Annotated in this window: 16 protein-coding genes; 11 read left to right on the forward strand and 5 right to left on the reverse strand. The window is 33.4% G+C overall.

Annotation, left to right across the window (positions count from 1 at the left end; translation table 11 throughout):
- The first annotated feature begins 180 nt into the window (after positions 1–180).
- The 7 genes from P3U32_RS01940 to P3U32_RS01970 all read left to right on the forward strand — a co-directional run bounded on the left by P3U32_RS01940 (position 181) and on the right by P3U32_RS01970 (position 9,188).
- A complete protein-coding gene (locus P3U32_RS01940; RefSeq protein ID WP_323703929.1) occupies positions 181–1,902 on the forward strand; it encodes an ABC transporter ATP-binding protein in 1,722 nt (573 codons plus the stop codon).
- Positions 1,903–2,141: 239 nt separating this feature from the next.
- Positions 2,142–3,740, forward strand: a complete 1,599-nt coding sequence (locus P3U32_RS01945; protein ID WP_323703930.1) for an L-lactate permease — start codon at positions 2,142–2,144, stop codon at positions 3,738–3,740.
- Between the two features lie 21 nt (positions 3,741–3,761).
- Positions 3,762–4,715 (forward strand): L-lactate dehydrogenase, encoded by a 954-nt coding sequence (locus P3U32_RS01950; protein WP_323703931.1) that lies wholly within the window; start codon positions 3,762–3,764, stop codon positions 4,713–4,715.
- A gap of 530 nt (positions 4,716–5,245) precedes the next feature.
- A complete protein-coding gene (locus P3U32_RS01955) occupies positions 5,246–6,082 on the forward strand; it encodes a YitT family protein (protein ID WP_323703932.1) in 837 nt (278 codons plus the stop codon).
- Positions 6,083–6,354: 272 nt separating this feature from the next.
- Positions 6,355–7,158 (forward strand): ABC transporter ATP-binding protein, encoded by an 804-nt coding sequence (locus P3U32_RS01960; protein WP_323703933.1) that lies wholly within the window; start codon positions 6,355–6,357, stop codon positions 7,156–7,158.
- Positions 7,159–7,170: 12 nt separating this feature from the next.
- Positions 7,171–8,175: a FecCD family ABC transporter permease gene (locus P3U32_RS01965; RefSeq protein ID WP_323703934.1), complete on the forward strand. Its 1,005-nt coding sequence runs from the start codon at positions 7,171–7,173 to the stop codon at positions 8,173–8,175.
- A complete protein-coding gene (locus tag P3U32_RS01970; protein ID WP_323703935.1) occupies positions 8,172–9,188 on the forward strand; it encodes a FecCD family ABC transporter permease in 1,017 nt (338 codons plus the stop codon). Before P3U32_RS01965 ends, P3U32_RS01970 begins: the two co-directional genes overlap by 4 nt.
- 89 nt (positions 9,189–9,277) lie before the next feature.
- Here the strand turns inward: P3U32_RS01970 and ascB are convergent, their stop codons facing one another.
- From ascB to licT, 3 genes are all read right to left on the reverse strand, one after another.
- Positions 9,278–10,702, reverse strand: a complete 1,425-nt coding sequence (gene ascB, locus P3U32_RS01975; RefSeq protein ID WP_323703936.1) for a 6-phospho-beta-glucosidase — start codon at positions 10,700–10,702, stop codon at positions 9,278–9,280.
- Positions 10,702–12,579: a PTS cellobiose/arbutin/salicin transporter subunit IIBC gene (gene ascF, locus P3U32_RS01980; RefSeq protein ID WP_323703937.1), complete on the reverse strand. Its 1,878-nt coding sequence runs from the start codon at positions 12,577–12,579 to the stop codon at positions 10,702–10,704. Before ascF ends, ascB begins: the two co-directional genes overlap by 1 nt.
- Before the next feature lie 172 nt (positions 12,580–12,751).
- Positions 12,752–13,597, reverse strand: a complete 846-nt coding sequence (gene licT / locus P3U32_RS01985; RefSeq protein WP_323704828.1) for a BglG family transcription antiterminator LicT — start codon at positions 13,595–13,597, stop codon at positions 12,752–12,754.
- 254 nt (positions 13,598–13,851) lie between these two features.
- Between licT and amaP the strand changes: the two genes are divergently transcribed.
- Genes amaP through P3U32_RS02000 form a run of 3 tightly spaced genes read left to right on the forward strand, consistent with a single transcriptional unit; the run spans position 13,852 to position 15,209 of the window.
- The gene (amaP, locus tag P3U32_RS01990) at positions 13,852–14,391 is read left to right on the forward strand and encodes an alkaline shock response membrane anchor protein AmaP (RefSeq protein ID WP_323703938.1); all 540 of its coding nucleotides are present in this window, start codon (positions 13,852–13,854) and stop codon (positions 14,389–14,391) included.
- 21 nt (positions 14,392–14,412) lie between these two features.
- The gene (locus P3U32_RS01995; protein WP_416361241.1) at positions 14,413–14,640 is read left to right on the forward strand and encodes a DUF2273 domain-containing protein; all 228 of its coding nucleotides are present in this window, start codon (positions 14,413–14,415) and stop codon (positions 14,638–14,640) included.
- 59 nt (positions 14,641–14,699) lie between these two features.
- Complete coding sequence (locus P3U32_RS02000; protein WP_323703941.1) at positions 14,700–15,209, forward strand: Asp23/Gls24 family envelope stress response protein; 510 nt, start codon at positions 14,700–14,702, stop codon at positions 15,207–15,209.
- Between the two features lie 201 nt (positions 15,210–15,410).
- On the opposite strand, the gene P3U32_RS02005 is transcribed toward P3U32_RS02000, so the two are convergent.
- Entirely contained in the window at positions 15,411–16,559 is a 1,149-nt protein-coding gene (locus P3U32_RS02005) for an MFS transporter (protein WP_323703942.1), read from the reverse strand.
- Between the two features lie 359 nt (positions 16,560–16,918).
- Between P3U32_RS02005 and P3U32_RS02010 the strand changes: the two genes are divergently transcribed.
- Positions 16,919–18,277 carry a YjiH family protein gene (locus P3U32_RS02010; RefSeq protein ID WP_323703943.1) on the forward strand — a complete coding sequence of 453 codons (1,359 nt, stop codon included), beginning with the start codon at positions 16,919–16,921 and terminating at the stop codon, positions 18,275–18,277.
- Positions 18,278–18,924: 647 nt separating this feature from the next.
- Here the strand turns inward: P3U32_RS02010 and P3U32_RS02015 are convergent.
- A complete protein-coding gene (locus tag P3U32_RS02015) occupies positions 18,925–19,251 on the reverse strand; it encodes a heme oxygenase (protein ID WP_323703944.1) in 327 nt (108 codons plus the stop codon).
- Position 19,252: the final 1 nt, after the last annotated feature.

A 19,252-nucleotide genomic window follows, 5' to 3' on the forward strand; every position in this document is an offset into this window, starting at 1 on the left:
CTCTTTGATTATTTTTAAAATTAACTATACCAGTTTAACATATATTAAATAACATCCGTGTACCAATATAACAAATCTATATTAACTTTTTGTGAAGTTTTGTAGTTTTAATTGGTAGATAGCTTATATTTTACTGTAAAATAAAAATATATTCATCAATTTATATAAGAGGTCGTTAATATGAAAAAGGAAAATCCGTTACTATTTTTACTTAATAAGGTAGATTGGCCAAAAAGAATGGTCTTTATGGCGATGTTTTTATCTATATTAGGTAGTTTAAGTGGCTTGCTTGTACCACTGTTTACCGGGAAATTGGTGGACACATTTAATGCTGAAAACTTAGATTTAACCATGGTGTGGTTATTTTTAGGTATTTTTTTAGCAAATGCGATCTTGAGTGGGATAGGGACCTATTTGTTAAGCAAAATAGGAGAGAAAACCATCTTTTCGATTCGAGAAAAGTTATGGCGCCATTTAATTAATTTGAACATGAACTTCTTTGATAAGAATGAAAGTGGTCAATTAATGAGTCGTATTACAGATGATACAAATGTGATTAACACATTTATTTCAGAGAAAGCGCCAAGTGTTTTACCATCATTTTTAACAATGTTAGGCTCAATTATCATGTTATTCATATTAGATTGGCAGATGACATTAATTACATTTATTATTTTGCCGATTTTTATAGGTATAATGATACCGCTCGGCCGGAGAATGGGGAAAATATCAAAAGAAACCCAAACCGAAATTGCGAATTTCAGTGGGATATTAGGACGAGTGTTGACTGAAATGCGTCTTGTTAAAGTCACAACATCTGAAGAAAAAGAATTAGAAAAAACAAGAACTACATTATTTAGTATTTATGATTTAGGTCTGAGAGAAGCAAAGATAAGAGCAATCATTTCGCCACTGTCAGGAATTATTATGATGTTAACTGTAGCAATTATATTAGGTTTCGGAGGTATTAGAGTATCAAGTGGTGCGATTACTGCAGGTACATTAGTTGCGATGATATTTTATGTGATTCAACTTTCAGGACCGATAGTAAGCTTTTCAATGTTTTTAACAGATTATAAAAAGACTGTCGGTGCGAGTGAACGAATATATGAAATATATCATGAAGAAGTGGAACATCAAGGTGATGAAACAAATCGTCCTGATAAAAATAATCATGATATTCTTTTTGATCACGTTTCTTTTGGTTATGAAGAAGAACGTGTCATTAAAGATTTATCACTGACTATACGTTCAGGGGAAGTAACCGCAATTGTTGGTCCTTCTGGTTCAGGGAAAAGTACGATCTTTAGTTTAATTGAACGATTATATCCAATACAACAAGGTGTTATTTTGTATGGAGAACAATCAATCAATGACATATCTTTAAAACATTGGAGACAAACGATAGGATATGTGATGCAATCAAATGCAATGATGTCAGGAACGATTAGAGATAATCTCACATATGGTATAAATGAAACTGTAAGCGATGAAACATTAATCCATTATACTAAGTTGGCAAGATGTTATGACTTCATCAAGTCATTTCCGAATGGTTTTGATACTGAGATAGGCGAAAGAGGTACGAAGCTATCTGGAGGTCAAAGACAAAGAATAGATATTGCAAGAAGCTTTATTAAAAATCCAGACATCTTATTGTTAGATGAAGCTACCGCTAATCTTGATAGTGAAAGTGAATTTTATATACAACAAGCACTGAATGAATTGATGAAAGACAGAACGACAATAGTGATCGCCCATAGACTTGCGACAATTAAGAAAGCAAGTCAGATTATCTTCCTAGACAATGGAGAAATAACAGGTGCAGGTACACATAGCGAATTACTTCAACAACATGAAAAATATAGACATTTCGTTAATACACAAAGTTTAACTGAATAAAAATTTGAAGCTAGGACATTTTGTCCTAGCTTTTTTGTAAGCGTAACCAATATTGATATAACAATATTTTAATAAAATCGTCAAAATAAGAGAAAAAATAAATGTGATTTTTTTCACAAAAAATAGCTTGAAGCTATTGACCTGGCGATTTGATGGTGTTATATTTACATTGTGAAAAACATCACAAAAGAAAAAAGATGCGCATCTGAAAAAATAAAAAAAGAAAGAAGTTGTTCATAGTGTTATTAAATAATATTAACCCTTTTGACAATGTTATGTTATCTGCAATTGTTGCAAGTATACCTATTATATTATTTTTACTTTGTTTAACAGTTTTTAAAATGAAAGGTATTTATGCTTCGATGACTACGCTTGTAGTAACTTTATTGATTGCGTCATTTATTTTTGATTTGCCGGGAAGGGTTTCAGTTGGTGCAATTACAGAAGGGTTTTTCCAAGGTATATTACCTATTGGTTATATTATTGTCATGGCTGTATGGCTATATAAAGTGTCAAATGGTACTGGCCAATTCAGTATTATACAAGATAGTATTTCTGGAATCTCGCAGGATCATCGTATCCAACTTTTATTAATCGGATTTAGTTTTAATGCATTTTTAGAAGGTGCAGCTGGATTTGGTGTTCCGATTGCAATATGTAGTGTGTTACTTATTCAAATTGGTTTTAGACCATTACAAGCAGCGATGCTTTGTTTAGTCGCTAATGGTGCAGCTGGTGCGTTTGGAGCAATTGGTATACCGGTCGGCATCGTAGATAATTTAGCGCTACATGGTGATGTTACAGCATTACAAGTCTCTCAAATTTCAACATTAACTTTACCAATTATGAACTTTGCTATTCCGTTCTTATTAATTTTAATTTTAGATGGTTTTAAAGGTGTTAAAGAAATTCTACCAATGATTCTTGTTGTGAGTACAACGTATACATCTTTACAGTTCTTGATCACATATTTCCAAGGTCCAGAACTTGCTGATATTATTCCACCATTATTATCAATGGTTGCAATAGCAGTATTCTCAAAATATTATCAACCAAAAAATATATACAGAGTTACGGATGAAACGGTCATCCAACCTAAAAAACATTCCGTTAAGACGATTTTATATGCATGGAGTCCATTCTATATTTTAACAATCTTCGTCATGATTTGGAGTGCACCATTCTTCAAACAATTATTTGCTGAAGGTGGCGCGTTATCATCACTTGTTTGGAATATAAGTATACCAGGCACAGTCAATGAAATAACAAATAAATTAATTACATTGAAGATAGATATTTTCAGTGCAACAGGTACTGCAATTCTTATCTCAATTTTAATAACAATATTAATTTCTAAGCATTTTAAATTTAGTGAAGCTTTAAAATTATTAGGTTTAACAATTAAAGAATTATGGTTACCAATTTTAACTATATGTTTCATTTTAGCGATTGCTAAAGTCACAACTTATGGTGGATTAACTGGTGCTATGGGTCAAGGTATTGCTAAAGCTGGTAATGTATTTCCACTTCTATCACCTGTACTTGGTTGGATCGGTGTATTCATGACGGGATCAGTTGTTAACAACAACACATTGTTTGCACCAATACAAGCTACAGTTGCTGGCCAAATTGGAACAAGTGCACCATTGCTTGTCGCAGCAAATACAGCAGGTGGTGTCGCAGCTAAATTAATTTCACCACAATCTATCGCAATTGCAACAGCGGCAGTTGGTGAAGTTGGTAAAGAATCAGAACTACTGAAAATGACATTAAAGTATAGTATTGGATTCTTAATATTCATATGTATTTGGACATTTATTTTAACTCAATTAATTTAATCATAAAAAGGAGCGTTTATAATGAATCAATTTAAAGGTAAAAAAGTCGTATTAGTAGGTAACGGAGCAGTAGGATCAAGTTATGCATTCTCAGTGATTAACCAAGGTATTTGTGATGAATTTGTCATTATAGACTTAGATAAGAAGAAAGCAATTGGAGATGTAATGGATTTAAATCATGGTACTGTGTACGGTCCATCTCCAATTAAGGTAAAAGCTGGCGAATATCAAGATTGCGAAGATGCAGATTTAGTCGTTATTTGTGCGGGGGCTGCGCAAAAACCAGGTGAAACAAGATTAGATTTAGTATCTAAAAATATGAAAATCTTCAAATCAATTGTTGATGAAATTATGAAATCTGGATTTGATGGTATCTTCTTAATCGCAACAAACCCAGTTGACGTATTAACTTATGCAACAATGAAATTCTCAGGTTTACCAAAAGAACGTGTCATTGGATCAGGTACAATTCTTGATACAGCAAGATTTAGATATTTATTAAGTGAAGAATTTGATGTTGCACCACAAAGTGTGCACGCAAATATCATTGGTGAACACGGGGATTCAGAATTACCAGTATGGTCACATGCGAATATTGCAGGTAAACCATTAAGACAAATTATAGAAAATGATGAATCACGTAAACATAAAATTGAAGAAATCTTCGTTCAAACACGTGATGCAGCATATGACATTATAGAAGCTAAAGGTGCAACTTACTATGGTGTGGCTATGGGATTAATGCGCATTACTAAAGCGATATTAAATAACCAAGATGTTGTATTAACAGTGTCTGCATATCTTGAAGGAGAATATGGTAATGAAGGTGTTTATATCGGTGTACCAGCATTAATTAATAGAGCAGGTATAAGAGAAATTATCGAAATGCCATTAAATGAAGAAGAAAAAGGATTGTTCGATCATTCTGTAAATGTTTTAAAAGATATTCAAGCTCCTTTTGAAAGTGAATTTTAATAAATAAAAAAATATAACGATGAGAAGTCTGGAGTAGCACATGCTCCAGACTTCTTAATGTCGACAAAGTTAAATACATTGTCGGCATTTTTTTGCATGCTTCCGCGGGAGTCAGCGCTAAAAAATGCTGAACATTGCAAGTGGAGGTCGACATGCAACATTGGAGCGTTGAACATTGCAAGTGGAGGTCGACATGCAACATTAGGTATCGCTAACGAGATAGTTCTGAGAAACAATCCTGTTAGAAATCCTAACGAGATAGAAAACAAAAACAATCTCGTTAGCGGTCATATAGGCCACTCAGAAGTCTAAATTAACTACAAAAAGTGAGAAAGTAACGCTCTAACGAGATAGTTCTGGGAAACAATCACGTTAAAAAATCTAACGAGATAGTTCTGAAAAACAATCCCGTTAGATGACTTTTTCTTACGAATCATCAGAATATTTAGTTAGTAAAAGGCATGTTGAGGGGATTGTATGATTATGGTAGTATCTATATGTCTGCTGAAAACGAATAAGGAGGTAAGGTCATGAAGAATAGATTATTAAGAGATATGATTCTAATATTAGTAGGATCTTTTATATTTGCAGTTGGCGTCAATGCCTTCATCATTTCAGCTAATTTAGGTGAAGGTGGCGTAACAGGGGTATCATTAATTCTACTGTATGCATTTGATATTTCTCCAGCATGGTCCACATTTATTTTAAATGCTGTATTAATTACACTAGGGTATAAATTCTTAAGTAAGAGAAGTACCATTTATACAATTATTGCAGTTATCGCAATTTCTGCATTTCTAGGATTAACTGACACATGGGTTGTTCATTCAAATGAAATATTGATTAATACAATATTTGGTGGCTTCATGGTTGGTTTAGGCATTGGTTTAATTGTACTATCTGGCGGAACAACGGCCGGAACAACGATACTTGCAAGAATAGCTCACAAGTATTTAGATGTTAATACATCATATGCACTTCTATTCTTCGACCTTATCGTTGTCATGTTTTCTTTAACAGTTATGCCTTTAGAAAAAGCGTTACTTACAGTGATATCATTATATGTAGGTACAAAAGTAATGGACTTCGTAATTGAAGGTCTGAATCCTAAAAAGGCTGTTACGATTATTTCACAAAACCCAGATCAAATTGCTAAAATGATCGACGAACAAATCGGTCGTGGTTGTACAATTTTAAATGGTCGAGGATATTATTCTAAAAAAGATACTGATGTTTTATATGTAGTGATTGCTAAAACGCAACTATCTAGAACCAAACGTATGATTAGAAAATTCGATGAAAATGCATTTGTCGTGGTCCATGATGTAAGAGATGTACTCGGAAATGGATTTTTAGTAGATGAATAATAAAGGGAAATAAGGATAGAACATATTGTTCTAATATAGGTGTCGACAAAGTTAAATGCTTTGTCGGCATTTTTTTACGCGCATGCACATACAAAATCTTAGATTATAAAAGTGTCGAGGACGTGAAATAATTCTGTAAATGATAGAAATAGGTCCAATAAAGTGATATAATACATAAGTACGAATGATGATAATGATTATCATTTACAAAAATATACAAATAAACGAACGGTAATAATATAGATTGAATTTAAAGAGAAAGAGGGTTCTTTATGAATCGTTTAACGGGAGAAGCCATTTCAATTGGTTATGGCGAGAAATTGATAGTGAATGATTTGAATTTAGAAATACCTGATGGTAAAGTAACTTCAATTATCGGGCCAAATGGTTGTGGTAAGTCAACTTTACTTAAAGCGTTAAGCAGAATTTTAAATGTTCAAACAGGTGAAGTGATATTAGACGGCAAGAACCTCCATTCAACATCAACAAAAGAAATTGCTAAGAAGATTGCTATATTACCTCAATCTCCAGATGTTGCTGATGGATTAACTGTCGGTGAACTTGTTTCTTATGGAAGATTCCCACATCAAAAGGGATTCGGAAGACTTTCTAAACATGATAAAGAAGAAATAGAATGGGCTTTAAATGTTACAGGTACACATGAATTTAAATATAGATCAATTAATGATTTAAGTGGTGGTCAAAGGCAACGTGTTTGGATTGCTATGGCGTTAGCACAAAAAACAGATATTATATTTTTAGATGAACCTACGACATACTTGGATATTTCTCATCAATTAGAAATATTAGAGTTAGTTCAAGAATTAAATAGAGAACAAGGTTGTACAATTATTATGGTATTACATGATATCAACCAAGCGATTCGTTTCTCAGACCATTTAATTGCAATGAAAGATGGTAATATCATTGCGCAAGGAGAAACAGAAGCCGTATTGACAAATGATATTTTAGAGCAAGTATTTAATATAGATGCTGAACTTTCAACAGATCCACGAACTGGTAAACCAATGTTAGTGACATATAATTTACTTTGTAAACATTATACAAAGTTATAGGAAGGCAACATGATGACACATAATAAAACATTAAAGGAACGACGTTATCCTATTATTTTAACAGTTACAGTGATTTTACTTGTAACTGTTTTAATTCTGTCATTTGTATTTGGAGCAAATACAACGTCTATTAAGACGGTCTATGATGCCATCTTTAATTACAATCCACAACTGGATGAACATAATATATTAAGAGAAATTCGTATTCCAAGAGAATTGGGTGCAGTAATTGTAGGTATGGCTCTTGCTGTATCAGGTGCAGTTATGCAAGGTGTGACGCGAAATGGTTTGGCTGATCCTGGGTTGTTAGGATTGAATTCAGGTGCAAGTATGATGTTGGCATTAACGTTAGCAATGATTCCTCATGCAGGGTACTTTACGTTAATGGTTGCAGGATTTATTGGAGCGGCAGTTGGGGGTACACTTGTGATGGTTGTCGGTTCATCCAAAATGGGTGGATTTAGTCCAATGAGACTCGTTCTTGCAGGTGCAGCAGTTTCAGCAATGCTTACAGCTGTCAGTCAAGGCATAGCATTAATTTTTAAATTAAACCAGACTTTAACTTTTTGGAGTGTTGGTGGTGTAAGTGGTACGAATTGGAAACAATTGATGATTTCAACGCCAATCATATTGGTAGTATTAATCGTTTTAATTTTATTAAGTAGACAATTAACAATTTTAAGCTTAGGAGATACGCTTTCTAAAAGTTTAGGTCAAAATAGTACGATAGTGAGATATATAAGTTTAATAGCGACGATGATATTGGCAGGTATCGCAGTATCAATCGTTGGTCAAATCGCATTTGTTGGTTTGATGATACCGCATATAGCAAGATTTCTCATAGGAACAGATTACAAACGTGTCATTCCATTATCTGCGCTATTAGGCGGGCTTGCATTATTGTTTGCAGATATGATAGCAAGAATATTGGGAGAGGCACCAATTGGAGCAATGATTTCAATTATAGGTGTACCGTTCTTTCTTTATCTCGTTAGAAAGGATGGTAAAATCTTATGATACATCCAAAAATAATAAAAAAACAACGTATTACATTAATTATATTAGTTATAGTGCTCATTGCTTCCATAGGTTTTGCGATGACAACGGGTGAATTTAATATGTCACCAATACAATATCTCAAGACGTTATTTGGTTTTGGTAATACGTTAGATACAATGATACTGTTTGATTTTAGAATGCCGAGAATGTTGATTACGATATTAGCAGGCGCAAGTTTAGCGCTAAGTGGTGCCATTTTACAAAGTATTACAAAGAATCCACTTGCTGAACCAGGTATTTTAGGAATCAATGCCGGAAGCGGTTTTATGATTACATTGTTCATCGTTATAGGAACAGTAAAAGCAGGAGACTTTGTTTATGTATTGCCACTAATCAGTATGTTAGGTGGAATGCTTACTGCTGCAGTAATCTTTTTATTCAGTTATAAAAAGGGTGAAGGCATTAATCCTGTCAGAATGGTATTGATTGGTGTAGGTATATCCACAGCTTTAAGTGGATTGTCTATAACGGTTATGTCTACATTTGACCAGGATCAAATGGAGTTTATTTCAAAATGGTTAGCCGGTAATATTTGGGGAGACGAATGGCCGTTTGTCTTTGCATGTTTACCTTGGTTATTAATTGTAATGCCATTCTTATTCTATAAAGCGAATGTATTAAATATGTTAAGTACAAATGAGCAAGTATCTGTTTCATTTGGTATACGAAGCAATAAAGAACGAATCATTTTAGTGAGTCTCGCAGTGCTATTATCATCAGCTGCAGTATCTGTAGCAGGTGGAATAGGGTTTGTCGGTTTAATGGGTCCTCACATTGCCCGTAGTATTGTTGGTCCTAGACACCAATTATACTTACCTATTGCAGTATTAATCGGAGCTATCATGTTAGTACTTGCAGATACAATAGGAAAAATCGTATTATATCCAAATGGGCTACCAGCCGGTATTATTGTTGCTATTGTAGGTGCGCCATACTTCTTATACTTGATGCAAAAATCAAACCACATATAAATTTAAAAGAGCTGCTGGGACATATTGTAATGTCTCAGCAGCTTTTAGTATCTCCACGGCAAGGATGACTACGAAATCTTTTTTATAAATTAGATTTCTGTCTCGCTACCTTTTATGATATTTTGATACCAATAGAACGAATCTTTTTTGATACGTTTTAGACTTCCTTTACCTTGGTCGTCTTTATCTACATAAATCATGCCGTATCTTTTGCTCATTTCGCCTGTAGAAGCGGAAACGAGATCGATGATACCCCAACTGATATATCCAATAAGTGGAACGCCATCGTTAATACCATCAAGCATTGTCTTCATATGTTGTTGCATATAATCAATACGATATGGATCATTAATTGTGCCATCTTCATTGATCACATCTCTAGCGCCAAGTCCGTTTTCTACAACGAATAATGGCTTTTCAAATCTTTCATAAATTTGATTCATAGTGATTCTGAGACCTAAAGGATCGATTGTCCATCCCCATTGACTCGTTTCAAGATAAGGGTTTTTCGCCGATACAACGACGTTACCTTCGTTCTTCTCAACTGTTTCAATGTCTGCTACTGATGTACGGGAAGCATAGTAGCTAAAAGCAACAAAATCTACTGTATGTTTAAGTACTTCTGAATCTTGTTCCATATCAATGTTTATCCCTTTTTCTTCAAAGAATTTCTTCATATAGTATGGATATTTACCTTTTGCTTGAACATCTACGAAAAATGTATTCTTACGTTCATCATTCATAGATTTCCATACATCTTCAGGATTACAACTATATGGATAAAAACTACCTCCAGCAATCATACAACCAATTTGAATATGAGGTGCGATACGGTGACCTAATTCGACTACTTTTGCACTTGCGACTAACATATGATGTGCAGCTTGATAAAGTATTTGTTCTTTATCTTCATCCTCCGAGAAGGATAATCCTGCACCAGAAAATGGGCTATGAAGCACAATGTTAATTTCGTTAAATGTGATCCAATATTTAACGTCTTCGCTAAATGATTTAAAGCAAGTTTCGGCAAATGTTGTGAAATGCTCAATTGTTTGGCGGTTTCTCCAACCACCATTTTTGCGGACAATCCCCATTGGAATATCAAAGTGTGCTAATGTAACGAGGATTTCCATACCATGCTTTCTACATTCTTTAAATAAATCATGATAAAAATCTATACCTTCTTGATTCGGTTCTTGGTCGTCACCATTAGGATAAATGCGTGACCATGAAATTGAAGTTCTAAAAATTTTTATACCTAATTCAGCAAGTAAAGCAATGTCCTCTTTATATTTATGGTAAAAATCAATGCCAGAATGACTTGGATAATATTCACCATCTATATGTTGTGGATTGGGTACTTGTCCTAATTTTATTTTTTGTCTCATTGGACCATGTGGCAAGAGGTCTATATTACTTAAACCTCGTCCGCCAATGTTCCATGCACCTTCAGCTTGGTTTGCGGCAATTGCGCCTCCCCAAAGAAAATCTTTAGGAAAAGTTTGGTTTGTCATTATTTAATCGCTCCTATGATTGGTGTGTGTTCACGTACTTCATCAATTTCAATAGGTGTTATACTATCGAATTCATCACTATTTGTAATGACAAGAATGGTTGTTGGATCATAACCTTCTGCAATAATTTGTTCTAAATCAAATGTTCCAAGTACATCGCCTTTAGTAACATGATTACCTTGTTCTATTGTTGATGAGAATGGGACACCATCTAATTTAACTGTATCAATACCAACATGAATAAGTACTTCAATACCGTTGTCGCCTGTAATACCATAAGCATGTTTAGTAGGGAATACAGCAGTTACGGTACCAGTGATTGGTGCATAAATCTGTTCGCCATTCGGTTCAATGGCTACGCTTTTTCCAATGATTTCTTTACTGAATACATCATCTTGAACGTCTTGAATAGGAGTAATATGACCTGTAACAGGTGAGTGTACAAATATATGATCTTCGTCTAATTGTTCTTCAGTACGTTCATCTGATTCTACAGGAATATCTTCAAAGCCAAAGATTAATGTAAGGAAGAATGATAAGGCGATTGAAATAACCATAACGACAATAATCCACACAATACTCATTGGGTTGTCTTTATCTATAAACTGAACACTTGTAAATAACCCAGGTGCAGCCATTGAGTGACTGGCTAAACCAGCGAGTCCAGCTACAGCACCGGCAACGAAACCAGTAATCACTGAAGCAATCATCGGACGTTTTAGGCGAATTGCTACACCATAAAGTGCAGGTTCTGTAATACCAGCAATGATTGCAGATGATGCTGCTGCAAGTGCGGTTTGTCTGAGTTCTCTATTTTTTGTTTTAAATGCAACTGCTAGTGACACACCACCTAATGAAAGGTTAGCTCCAATTTCAGATGGCATAACCATACCTTCTTTGCCAGTTTCAGCAATTGTTTGAACGATGGTAGGTGTGAATACTCTATGCATACCAGTCATAACAAGTAATGGCCAAAGTGCGCCAACGATTGCTACTGCAAGGAAACCAAGTTGATCATGGACTAAGAATACTAATTGTGAAATACCAGTACCGATCAGTATGCCTAATGGACCAACGATAACAATTGCGATAGGTGCAGCAATTAATAAAATAAGCATCGGTTTTAAGAAGTTTTTCGTAACGATTGGTGTGATTTTGTCTACCCAATCTTCAATGTATTTAAGTAACCAAGTCAGTACAATAGATGGAATGATGGTATACGTATATTTTACGGATAATAAAGGAATATATACGAATGTTGTCGCTTTACCTTCAGCGGCTTTCTCCATAATTTCCATAAATACAGGATGGACAAGTACACCAGCAACAGCCATGGCTAAGAATACATTGGAACCAAATTTTCTAGCTGCTGATACAGCTACAAGTAACGGCAGGAAGAAGAAGGGTGCATCACCAATTGTATTTAATATATTGTATGTTGAACTCTCTAGAGATAGAAGACCTGTCATATTAAGCAGCATAGCAAGTAATTTAATCATTGAACCACCAATAATCGCTGGAATAAGTGGCGACATTGTTCCAATGATGGCATCTAAAATGTTAACACCAACTTGTTTGACGGTTAATTTTTGTTTCGTGATAGGTTCATTGCTCTTTGCGCCACCACTAATGCCGAGTTTCATAAGTTCTTTGTATGTTGCTGCAACGTTATTACCAACAATAATTTGATATTGGCCACCTTGTTTACGTAAGCCCATAACACCTTTAAGTTCTTTAATCGCTTCATCATTGGCAATGGATTCATCTTTTAATACAAAGCGAAGTCGTGTCATACAATGTGTTAAATTCTTAACGTTATCCTTACCGCCAATGTGCTGGAGTATATCTTTAGCAAAATCTTGATATTCTTGAGTCATATTCTCACACTCTTTTCTATGATTTAAAAAAACAAAAAAGACCTAAAACATAAATAGACAAAGTTACCCCTTTGAAATGTCTATTAATGTTTTAGGTCTTGCCTGATTGAACAGTCACAATTCTAAAATATTAATTTATATTTTGTTTTCTCTTTTAAAATATAGCACATTATTATTTTTTGTCAACGCTTTCATTTTTGTTTATTAAACGTTGGATATGAATCATTAAGTAGAGCTTTTCTTCTTTTGTAATATGATAATCATATTTTTTAAGTAAATAAGTTTCTATTTTAAAGACGCATTTATATATGCTAGGATATTTTTCTTTCACAATTTCATAAAGCGAATGATCTTCGTTGTATAAAGAAGAAGCGGTATGAATGCGTTGAGCGAAAAATTTTAAATGTGTTACAAATCGATAAAAAGTTAAGCTATCTTCATCAAAACTAATTCTAAAATGATATTTCACTAAACTAAGAATGTTTCGAACTGTTTCTGTAACTTGATCAAAAGATGACAGTTGATTATTTTCAGCATTAATAATATGAATGGCGATGAACCCAGCTTCATCAATCGGTAATGAAATATTAAGTTGTGTTTCAATGATGGAAAGTGCTTTGAGCCCAATTTCATATTCTGTCGGATAGAATTTCTTAATTTCCCAAATCAAGCCATTTTTAATAGGCTGATTGTTTCTTTGACGTTCTATCGCAAAGTTAATATGATCTGTGAAAGCAACATATACAGTGTCATTGAGTGTTTTTTGGTAGTCGTTTTTGGCTATAGAAATAATTTGTTCAGCAATTTCAACGATTTCAATCGGTACTTCAATTAATAACTTTTTGAAGCGATCTGAAATTTCTTGATTGCTTAAAGTAAAGATTTTATCAATTTTTGATTCTTCGACAAGGTCCCCATCTTGTTTTTGAAATCCAATCCCTTTTCCCATAACGACACTTTCTTGGTTATTATGCAATACGCTCACAACATTGTTGTTAATTATTTTATTTATTATCATCATTAAATCCCTTCCCTTAACGAACTTTAAAATAAAATCGCGATATATGATTGTTATTATATTGATTAGTCTAAAATAATACAATCAAATTTTAAGTAATCAATTAATTTTATTACAAATGTTATGCAAAAATGGAAGAAATTTTGAATTTCATACAAAACAAAATAAATATTTAATAGAATAGGTTTTTTAGAATAACTTTATGGGTATAGGTGATTATATCAAGAGAGTTTACATAGGAGGTGCAGTTGCCAGTGAGGAGATTAAAGAATTTTTTCCTAGGCTTATTCATAATAGTAGTAGTAGGCACGCTTCTTTTTATGTATTTGGATATTAGCGAAATCAAGAAGTATCAACAACAATTATTATCATATAATTGGTTTGAACCAGCGTTGATTGCTTGTGCAGGCGTATTAATATTCTTTGGTTTGTTAATGTTCTTTGCAACATTTAAACCGACACATAAGAAACCAGGCTTACATCGTGATTATGAGGATGGTCACATTTATATTACAAGAAATTCAGTTGAGAAGTGTATATATCGCACAATTCAAAAGTACGATGAAGTACGTCAACCGAATGTTATCGCTAAATTGTACAATAAGAAAAAGAATTCTTATGTCACAGTGAAAGCAGATTTCTTCGTTGTTTCGGAGACAGGTGGCATTCAAACGTTAACAGATCGTATTAAGACAGATATTAAACAAAATGTTGAACATTTTTCGGAAATACCTGTAAAAAATATTGAAATCAATGTAAGAGATCAAAAAACAAGTGATACAAGAGTTTTATAAGACACGAGATAGGAGGTTCCGATTATGACTAATGAAAATCAAGATCCGAATCAACTGATAAATTTCATTAAAGAATATAAATGGAGAATCATTGGTTTTATAGCAATGTTAATTTTAGCAGTATTGTTCCTAACAATTGGATTTTGGAAGACGGTATTAATCCTCGTGCTATGTTTAATAGGTGTAGGGTTAGGGTATGTTAAAGACTGTACTCAACAGTTTCTTAATTTCCTCAATAGGATAAGTTAAACTGTAATAATTAATAAACAAAACGGTAAAAATTTATAAATCAAGGGAGAGAATTTATCATGGCAAACGTAGATAACAACAAAGCAAAGAATAGTTACAACGAGCAAACGGGAGTTAACGAACAAGCACGTGAAGCACAACAACAGCAACAATCACAAGAGCAACAATTCTCAAATACATTATCTTTCTCAGATGAAGTAGTAGAAAAAATTGCTGGTATTGCTGCAAGAGAAGTAAGGGGTATTCTTGATATGAAAGGCGGCTTTGCTTCAAGTTTCACTGATCGTTTTACATCAGGAAACAGTGTAACACAAGGTGTTACTGTAGAAGTTGGAGAAAAACAAGCTGCAGTTGATTTAAAAGTTATCTTAGAATACGGTGAATCAGCACCAAAAATCTTCAAAAAAGTTGCAGACTTAGTTAAAGAACAAGTTAAACATATGACTGGTCTTGAAGTTGTTGAAGTAAATATGCATGTTGATGACGTAATGAGTAAAAAAGAATACGAACAAAAAAATAGTTCTTCAAATGAAGAAAGTTCATCACAAAGTGGTAAAGAATTACAATAATTCAAGGTCATTAAGTGCTTGAACTATACTTATAATAAAAAAGCGAGGACAACATATTCAAATGTTGTCCTCGCTTTTTATTTTTAAATTTGGTGATGCAGTAAAAGTCGAGATATCGTGCGATTCTGTATTAAACGCACGAAGACTTTGGGATTTTGCTGAGATATCGTGCGATTAGGTATCAAACGCACGATATCTTTTTTATTCAGTTGCCGGCTTCTTAATTGTTAAACAAATAAGAAATGCAACAAGACTTAAAGCACCTGCGACATATAAACTTGAAATAACATTAAAGTATGAAACGAAGATGCCACCTAATAATGATCCTGCACCGATACCTGCATTTAAACTAGACATGTTCCAACTCATCACAGCACTCGTATCGCCTTCAATTTGAGATATGATTCCAATTTGTATTGGTGGATTTGATCCCCATTGTACGATGTTCCAAACAAATACCCCGATTAAAGTAACGATTAAAATTGGTAGGAATGATTGGAAGACAAACATTAAAATAGCATAACTACTTAAAGATATGAGTAACCATTTTTTACTACCGAGTGAATCAGTGATATATCCACCTAATGATGTTCCTAATATTGCACCAATACCAGCGACAAGTAAGACAAGTGAAACAATATTCAAATCATACCCGTATATTGCTAATAAAGGACTAATATAAGTAACGACAACATAATTTGCAGCTAAAATGAGAAATGTAATACTTAAATATTTTACGATTTCTAATGGGTGTTTAATTTTATAGCTTTGAGCTGAACCTGATGATTCAGGTGTATCAATTTTATTATTTGCAACATTGAATGCAATTAAAATTAAAGCGATAACACCTACAGAACAAATAAAGATAAATGACATTCTCCAACCTACTAGGTCACCAATCTTTGTACCTAGTGGCACGCCAAGTACATTGGCAGCACTAAAACCAGTATAAACAAGTCCAATCATCTTGCCTCGTTCACTTGGATTAGAATATACAACAGTTAAAGATAATATTTTCACTACAATGATTGCAGCTGCACCCGAAGATAGTATGCGTCCAATAACTAATATTGTGAAGTTAGGAGAGATTGCGATAATCCCATTACCTAATATAAAAATAGCCATACTAACTAATAACACGAGTTTGGGAGATAGGTTCTTTGTGAGTTTAACAAGTATAGGTCCGCAAATCGCAAATGTAAATGCATAAATTGTAACAAGTTGACCGATAATTGCCTCAGATACATTTAAATCTTTACTCATTAAAGAAAGAATCCCAGCAATCATCAATTCGACCATACCTACAACAAAGACACTTAACATAAAAGTGATTAATCGAGATTTCGACATTGTAAAACTCCCTCTCTTAGACATATAAACATGATTATAACAGTGTGATTTGTAAAAATACAGATAAAATTTAATACCCGAACAATCCATTTTTGAGTGAATATTTTATGTATAGATTAGAGACAAATGAACGTGTTTGTCCCATTATCATACGGATAATATTCAATTAATTGAATATTTAAAAAATTAATTTTTGAAAGTATTGAAAATAGCACGAGATTAAAATGTATAAATGAAGAATAATTCAGAAAATTTAATGACAACGATTACATAAAAATATATAATAAATTTAGTGGAGAATAGTATTGAATATTTATTTATTATTATGTATAGTTAGTCTTGCGAAAAGGAGAGAAACTATGAAACAAACGAGTGTTACATTAGCCAGATTTAAATTTATAATTTTGTCATTATTAGGGATTTATTTATTTTTAATTCCAATTTCAGATACAAACAGTGAAGGAAAAAAAGAAACGAGTTTACCTGTTGCATATTTAGCCAATCGGGCTTTAGATTTAATAGGTGATCAAGCAGGGTTAATTATTATGTTAATCATTTCGTTCTCTGCGATTATGACGGTAATATATTCGACTTTATTTAGTACTTCAACGAAACGTTCAATTACAAACGAACTATTCAATGTCAATTGGATTTGGGCTGTTATTCGTTGTTTAGGTGCAGTTTTTGCAATTTGTGTATATTTCAATGTAGGACCGGGATTCATTCTAAATGAAAATACAGGTTTAATGGTATATAAAGATTTGTTACCAACATTATTAACTGTATTCTTCTTTGCGGGATTATTTTTACCATTATTAATGGACTTTGGTTTATTAGAATTTCTTGGACCAATGTTTGCGCCGATAATGAGACCAGTATTTAAATTACCAGGTAGATCTACAGTAGATAACTTAGCATCTTTCATTGGTGATGGTACGGTAGGTGTTATGATTACAAGTTCACAATATGAACAAGGATTCTATACGAGAAGAGAAGCAACAGTAATTGCGACAACATTCTCAGTTGTATCTATTACATTTGCTATCGTTATTGCACAGACAATTGGTTTAATGGATTATTTCTTCCAATTCTATTTATCAGTTATCATTGCTTGTATTGTTGCAGCGTTTATTATGCCAAGAATTTGGCCGCTTAAACAAATACCTGATCAATACTCAAATGGAAGTACTGAGCAATTAAATGAGAAAATCCCAGACACACATAATCCAGTGTCATGGGGATTTGAAAAAGCAACTGAAAAAGCAATTGAATCACCAGGATTTAAACAATTCTTTATAAATGGTGTGAAAACCGTATTAGATATGTGGTTAGCAGTATTGCCAGTAGTTATGACGATAGGGACATTAGCGACAATCGTTGCAGAGTATACACCAACATTTAGTATTCTTGGAACACCGTTTGTACCTTTATTAGAACTGATGCAAATACCATATGCTAAAGAAGCATCAGAAACATTATTAATTGGATTTGCAGACATGTTCTTACCATCACTATTAATCAGTGATGTACCAAGTGATATGACACGATTTATAATAGGTGCGTTAAGTATTTCTCAATTAATATATTTATCAGAAGTGGGTGGCGTTATTTTAGGTTCTAAAATTCCAGTCAGCCTTGGTAAACTATTCATGATATACCTTATACGTACTGTAATCACATTACCTGTGATTGTTATTTTGGCACATATTTTCTTTTAAAAATTAAAAAGCTAGGATAGATCAGAATGTCGACAAAGTAATAAACTTTGTCGGCATTTTTTATGCGTATGCTTTCCGCGGGAGTCAGCGCAAAAAATGCATGAGCTTTATGGCTAACGAGATAGTTTTAGGAAACAATCACATTAGAAAATCTAACGAGATAGAAAGTGAAAACAATCTCGTTAGCGGGTAAAAAGAGCTCGTAAAAGGCTGAATTAACTAAAAAAGTGAGGGAAAAACGCGCTAACAAGATAGTTCTGAAAAACAATCACATTAGAAAATCTAACGAGATAGAAAGTGAAAACAATCTCGTTAGCGTCGAAATGTACACCTCAATAGCCCAAATTAACTACAAAAAATGAGAAAACATCGCGCTAACGAGATAGTTCTGAAAAACAATCCCATTAGAAAATCTAACGAGATAGAATGTGAAAACAATCTCGTTAGCGAGGAAATGTACACCTCAATAGCCCAAATTAACTACAAAAAATGAGAAAACATCGAGCTAACGAGATAGTTCTAGGAAACAATCCCGTTAGAAAATCTAACGAGATAGAAAGTAAAAACAATCTCGTTAGTGAAGGTTTTCTGTATATACAAAAAAAGCTGGAGCACCTTTTCAAAAAGTGCTCCAGCTTTTATTTAATTTATTTTGGATCTACTGTAGTTTCAACTTTAGCAATGACGAGTTCTGAACCTAACATAGGTGATTCGCCTTTTTCTTTATTTGAATCTCCGCCTCGCTGATGTGCTTGTTTGAAAGCATCACTATTCTTCCATACATCAAAGTCTTCTAATGTTTCCCACCACATATTAACATGTAGCTCATCATTTTCATCAATGCCTTGAATATTCCATGTTTCTACTTTGATGAAGCCTTTCATTTCTTGTAGTGCGCCACCTTTAGTAAACATTGGTGCTAATTTTTCAGCATAACCTGATTTCATTTTAATTCTATTTGTTACGATATACATT

The sequence above is a fragment of the Mammaliicoccus sp. Dog046 genome, from assembly GCF_034039665.1.
Classification (GTDB): domain Bacteria; phylum Bacillota; class Bacilli; order Staphylococcales; family Staphylococcaceae; genus Mammaliicoccus.